3 protein-coding genes are annotated in these 5,899 nt (G+C 72.0%); 1 reads left to right on the forward strand and 2 read right to left on the reverse strand.

Annotated features, from left to right (window positions below; genetic code table 11):
* Positions 1-3,726, reverse strand: a 3,726-nt coding sequence (locus PKH97_RS12860; RefSeq protein WP_324387889.1) for an alpha-(1->3)-arabinofuranosyltransferase family protein, incomplete at its 3' end; no start/stop codon positions are given.
* A gap of 148 nt (positions 3,727-3,874) precedes the next feature.
* Between PKH97_RS12860 and PKH97_RS12865 the strand changes: the two genes are divergently transcribed.
* The gene (locus PKH97_RS12865; protein ID WP_324387890.1) at positions 3,875-5,146 is read left to right on the forward strand and encodes a hypothetical protein; all 1,272 of its coding nucleotides are present in this window, start codon (positions 3,875-3,877) and stop codon (positions 5,144-5,146) included.
* On the opposite strand, the gene PKH97_RS12870 is transcribed toward PKH97_RS12865, so the two are convergent.
* Positions 5,132-5,899 (reverse strand): class I SAM-dependent methyltransferase (locus PKH97_RS12870; protein WP_324387891.1); only part of this gene is annotated, 768 nt, incomplete at its 5' end. The genes PKH97_RS12865 and PKH97_RS12870 overlap by 15 nt on opposite strands.

The raw sequence follows: 5,899 nt of genomic DNA on the forward strand, positions 1-5,899 counted from the left end.
CCGAGGCAGCCACGCGACGACCAGCCAGGCGGCGCACCCGAGCACCGCCAGGCCCGATACCCAGGCGGCGCGGGTCGCCGCGCGTTGCGGGGCGAAGCGCACGTGCACCGAATGCCGGCCCGGCTCGCTGACGATCCACCCCACCGACCAGCCGTCGACGACGACGGGTGCGCCGAGCAAGTGGCCGTCGATCTCGGCGGTCCACCGGGCGTCATAGCCCTGCCCGATCTTGACGACGACCGGTGTGGTGCCGACATCGAACGTCACGCGCTGATCGGTGGTGCTCCCGCTGATCGAGAGCGCGCGTGCCGTGCCGGCCGCCACGGGCTCCAGGCCTTGCCGGTCGCGGAACGCCAGGGTGTCGATCTGATAGTCAGATTCGGATCGCATCGCGTGTGCGCCAGCGCCCAAGGTGACCGGCGAACAGCCGACCCAGGCGGTGCCCGGTGCCTGGCGATCGGCCAGCCGGATGGGGGCCGCCGGCCGCATCCGCAGCGGGAGGCCGTCGAGCCGCGCCACCGCGACACAGCCCCGGTCCGGTTCGAGCGAGGGGCGCAGCCCGGTGTCGATGTCGACGAGATGGGGCGCCCATCCGCTGCCGGACTCGCCCGAGAAGATGATCCGCACGGTCTTGGCGCGGACCGGCTCGGCCAGGCGGATGACCGTCGTGCCCGCGGTCAGCTCGGCCCGGGCCACGGTCCTGCCGTCCGCCACGATCCGGGCGCGGGTCGCGATCCGGCCGCTCTCGGCGCCCTGGGGCACCCGCCGCTGCGTCAGCGTCACCCGCTCCATCGTTCGGGTCGGGCCGGTGATCTCCCACCAGGCGCCTTCGACACCCGACGGGATCCACCCCGTCCGGTTGTCCCCGTCGACCGCCATCGACCCGCGCAGATCTGGGTTGTTCGCGAAGATCGAACTGACCCGGACCGACACGGACGGATCGAAGCCGGCCAGCCGGTCATACGTCGCCCAGGACGCGTCCGGCACCCGCACCGTCGCGGACGTCGCGAACTCGCGGACGTCGGGCAGGCTGAAATCGCGTTCCAGGGTGGTCTCGGAGTCGTCGGCGGCACCCGCCGCATTTCGTACCCGGGCGAGCAGCACATCCAGCGGCGTCGCCGCGACCTTCGCCCGCCCGGACGCGTCCAGCGAGGCGTATGCCGCGTCGAAGCTCACCGGGAGCCGCCCGATCCGCGTGACGGTGGGTCCGGGCAGGCCGAGTTCGGCGATTCCGACCAAGGAATAGCCCTCGCCCCGGATCGAGTCGACCCGCAGGTGGACCCCATCGGCGCGCACCCCGCCCAAGTCCACCGTGGCGACGCCACTGTCCGGCAGATCAACCGTGGCCCTGACCCCGCCCGCGGTCAGGGTGACCCGGCCGATGTGCACCGAGCCGAGGGCCACGGGGCGAATCGTCACAGCATCGAGCGTCTGCGGCTGGGTAAACCTCACGTCGAGGGTGACCCCGGGTGCGCGCCGGAAGTCCCCGAACAGCCAGGCCGTCGCCGGGTCGCCGTCCAGGACATTGGCGGGCTCGCCATAGGGCGTCTCGAAGAAGGCCGCACCGCTCTGACTGGCCGTGACCTGCGGCCCCTGCTGCGTCAGGACCGTCTGATCGTCCGCGGCGCCGAGCGCGCGCGTCGCGGCCGGGGTCTGACCGGCGGGCAGTAGCGGCCCGAAGCCGGCGGTGAGCCGGCCAGGGATCACGCTCTGGCGCCGGTTGGTGTCGGTCAGCACCAGGCGGGCTGCCTCGGTGAGCCTGGCGGCGACGGTGGCCGGCGTGCTGGGGGTGGTGGTGTCCGCGGCGAAGCGCACCACCGGCATACCGGGAAGCAGCCCGGAGCGGGTGAGCGCGTCATACGCCCAGCCGTCGCCCGCCACCAGGACGTTGCCCGTGAGCGGCCGGGCCGAGACCGTGGCCGCCCGGTCGTGCACGTCATAGACGTTGAGGGGGGAGAGGAAGCCCTCCGGCCCGTATGCCGGCACCTTCCCGATGACATTCTCGCCCGCCGCGCCGTAGCGGCCCTGCAGCGTCAGGCCGGGGTCGGCGCCCAGGACCGCCGTCGTCGTCGCGGGCCGCGCGCCGCCGTTGTCCTCCCAGGTCACGTCGTGGCGCAGCAGCACGGTGCCCGCCCCGAGATAGCGCGCCACGGTGGAAATGGTGCCGGGGGCGGCGGTGGCGCTCGCGACGAGGTCGCCCAGGGCGGCGAGCACATTGGCGCCGGGGGGCGAGGTATTTGCCGTGGTCTCGGGGATGATGGCCTCGCGGGTGAGCAGCGAGTTGGCCAGGTCGTCGGGACGCTCGTCGGTCCAGCGGTAGGTCGGCCGGGCCTGGGCGGGCAGGAAGAGCACCCGGCTGGCGTGCGACTGGTCATCGAGCGCCGCCGCGGCCTGGCGCCAATAGGCGGGGATGTCGATCGGCGAGGTGTTGAGATTGCCGACGACTGCGGGATACGCCCAGCCGGCCGCCAAGGCCGTCACGGCGAGCGGCGCGACCCATCGGCGGCCTACTTCTGGGACCGGACGCCACCTCCGGGATCGGACCCACCAGATCGGCAGGGCGTGCCCGAGGGCGAGGGCAGCGCCCAGGGTCAGGACGGCACCGGCCTTGTTGGTCGTCCGGAAGGCCAGGAGCGGGCCGACGGTGTCGAAGAGCGTGGCGACGACGGCGGCGACCGGAGTGGGGCCGGCGCCGGCATACAGGCCGACCATGGCGATGGCTCCGGTCGCGATCAGCAGCGCGCTGGTGCGCCGCAGCACGGGGCCGGCCACGGCCAGGGCGAGCAGCGCGAGCACCGGCCAGGCCATCGACGCGATCACGATGACGGGATTGATCTGATAGGGGGCGAACTGCGGCTGCCATGGGCCGTCCGGGCCGACGCCGTAGAGGGTCCAGATGCCCAGGCCCCGCAGCACTTCCGTCAGCGAGGACACCCGGGCGATCCCGTCCACGGTCTCCGAACTCGCGACGATCTGCTGCCCGGTGGCGGCAGCGGTAAGCGACGGCACCAGCCAATACACCGACACCCCGGCCACGGCGATCGCGCTCTTGATCAGAACCAGGCCGATCCGGCGCCAGGGCAGCCCGTCGGCCCGGCCGACGATCAGGGCGATCGGGGGTACCGCCAGCAGTTGAAAGATCGGGATGACGGCGACATTCATGCCGCTCTGGGCGAAGAAGGCCAGCCCGACTACCGCGGGCCAGACCCACGAGCGGGGCCGGCGCAGGGCCCGGACCAGGGCATACGCCATCCAGGGCAGGAAGGCATAGGGGAGAAGCACGGCGAGGGTGCTGCCGCCGACCACGGCATACGGGTTGGCGAGATAGCAGGCCGCCGTCGCCAGACCGGTCCATGACGACGCCGAGGGCGATAGGGCACGCCCCAGGCGAGCGGCGCCAGCGGCGGCGATGAGCCAGAGTGCGACGTGGGAGATGGCGAAGATCGCCTGGGCGGACAGGCCGAGCAGGTCCAGCGGGGCAAGCGCCAACACGACCGGGGTGAGGCCGACGTTGAAGTTCGGCGAGCCGAGATACGGCGTGCTCGTCCACGAGGAGAGGTAGTGACCGACCATGGCGGCCGGTGACTCGTAGATCTCGGGCTTGATGTCGGTATAGGTGTGCCCCCAACCGTTCGCGACCACCACGAGCACGACCAGCAGACCCAGGCCGGCCACGGCGAGCCGATGCGGCGTCAGGAGGCGATGTGGCGTCAGGGCGCGGCGCATCGAATCGACTCCGGGAGGACGGGACGGGTTGGCTGAGTGGTGGTGGTCCGGTTGCTACCCTTGAGTAGGAATTTAGCTACCGTCGGGTAGGCAAATACTAGCTGGGCGCACGCCGCAGCCGGAATCCGCAGAAAGGGCGCTGCTGGCGATGTCCGCTCCCGTGCTTACCGCCGCGGCCCCGCGCCGGCTGAGCGGGCTGGCGCTCGGCGTGCTGATGACGCTGGCGAATGTCCTGGGGTATGTCTTCGTCCTGATCGCGACGCGCGCGCTCGGTCCGGCGCAGTTCGGCGCCTTCTCGGCGGTCAACAGCACCGGCCTGCTCCTGGCGATTCCGGTGGGCGCGATCCAGGTCGTCGTCGCCCGCCGGCAGGCGGTGCACCCGGGCACCGGCCTGCGGATCGCGGCCGGCCTCGGATTGGCGTTGGCGGTCCTCGGTGCCCTGGGCAGCCTGCTGGTCGTCGATGCCTTCCACCTCAGCGGCCCGCGGACCGTGGTGCTGGCGATGGCCAATCTGCTGCCGATGGCGATCACCGCCGCGCTGCAGGGCGTCCTACTCGGCCGGGGCCGGCTGATCGCCTTCGGGGTCTCGGTGCTGGCCACCGCCGTTGCGCGGACCGTCGCGGTCGCGGTGGTCGGCGTCCTGCACGGGAGCATCGACGCACTCTTCGCCGCGCTTCTTCTCGCGGGCGTCGTCGGCGCCGTGCTCCCGGCCTGGCAGGCGCGGCGCGAGTTGCGCGACCTGGCCCCCGGGCTCGGTGCGGGTGCGCTGCCGGAACTGCTGCGGGCCAACCGCACGCTGGGCGCACTTGTCGCCCTCTCCAGCATCGACCTGCTGCTCGCCCGGCACTTCCTCACCCCGGACGATGCCGGCGCCTATGCCCTCGGGTCGGTCTTCAGCAAGGTCGTCATGTGGGGCACCCAGTTCCTCGCCCTGGGGATCGTGCCCGCCCTGCACCCGTCCACCAGTCGCAAGCGCGTCCTCGAAGCCGCCGGCTTCGTCGTCGCGATTGGCGCCGGGTCCGTGGTCGGGACGATGGCCACCGCGCCCCTGCTCGTGCGCGCGGTGGGTGGCGCGGCATACGCGCACGCCGACGGCATCATCGTGTGGTTCGTCGTCCTGGGCGTCCTGCTCGGACTCGCCCAGGTCCTGCTGTATGCCGGCATGGCCACCGACGATGGGCGCCTCGGGTTGGTCACGTGGGTGGCCACCGCCGTGATCGTGGTGGTCGTCGTCGGCTGGCAGCACCAGCACGCCTACCGGATCCTGGCCACCGCGCTGGTCGCGACCGCCCTCGTCGTGGCCGTCGGTTTCGCTGCGGTGCTCCTGCGCTCGCCGCGCGACCTGACCGAGGAGGAGTCCGCAACGGCCCTCAGCGAACTCGCCCCGGTGCTCGGGGGCGTTCCGTCACTCGATGCGTGAGGGCTTCTTCGGATAGAGCTTCTTGGCCAGCGGCACCAGCTGCGGGTAGCGGTGCAGCGTGTGCCAGGCCGCGGATTCTGCTGGGCCGACGGCGCCGACCTGCGCGCGGCGCAGCCAGGAGACATCGCGACTGTGGCCGAGGCGCCGCTCGGCCGGGCGGACATACTTCAAGGCGTGCAATCCGTTGGCCCACAACGGATCTCCGGTCTGCGTAGCATCCCACCGGGCGACGACCTCCCAGCCGTCGTGCCGCGCGAGATAGCTGCGGTGGGCCTTCTGCACGACCGGCCAGGTCGCGTCGTCGACGAGCACGAGCGCCTTGTCGGCCAGCAGCGGTTCGACCAGGCCGAGGGCGAGATAGTGGGCGAGCGTGGTGTGCTTGCCGTCGTAGAAATAGACGCCGACCGGCTGCTGGATGACGCCCGGCTTGGCGAGCGTGACGAAGCAGTCGCCCTCGATCAGGCGCACGTCGACGCCCGCGGCGTGCTCGTCGAGATTCCGCTGCAGCTCGTCTCGGGCCTCCTGGCCGAGCATCCCGAACTCGAGGTAGTTCTCGCTGGCGTAGAAGGTGCGCCCGCTGACGCCGATGACCGCACCGCACAGCGAGCGACCCTTGAAGGTCCCGACCTCGAGATAGGCCTCGCCCTCGGGCAGCAGCTTCGCCGCGAGATTGAGCACGGCCAACTCGTTGGCCGAGGTGTAGCCAGCCACCTGCTCGACGACGCGCGCGTAGGCGGGGTCGGCCGGGCCCAC

This window comes from Nostocoides sp. (assembly GCF_035343835.1).
Classification (GTDB): domain Bacteria; phylum Actinomycetota; class Actinomycetes; order Actinomycetales; family Dermatophilaceae; genus Nostocoides_A; species Nostocoides_A vanveenii.

Bases quoted from the DNA above. Each gene is read 5' to 3' on its own strand.
- PKH97_RS12865 (WP_324387890.1), top strand. From the start codon at position 3,875: ATGTCCGCTCCCGTGCTTACCGCCGCGGCCCCGCGCCGGCTGAGCGGG.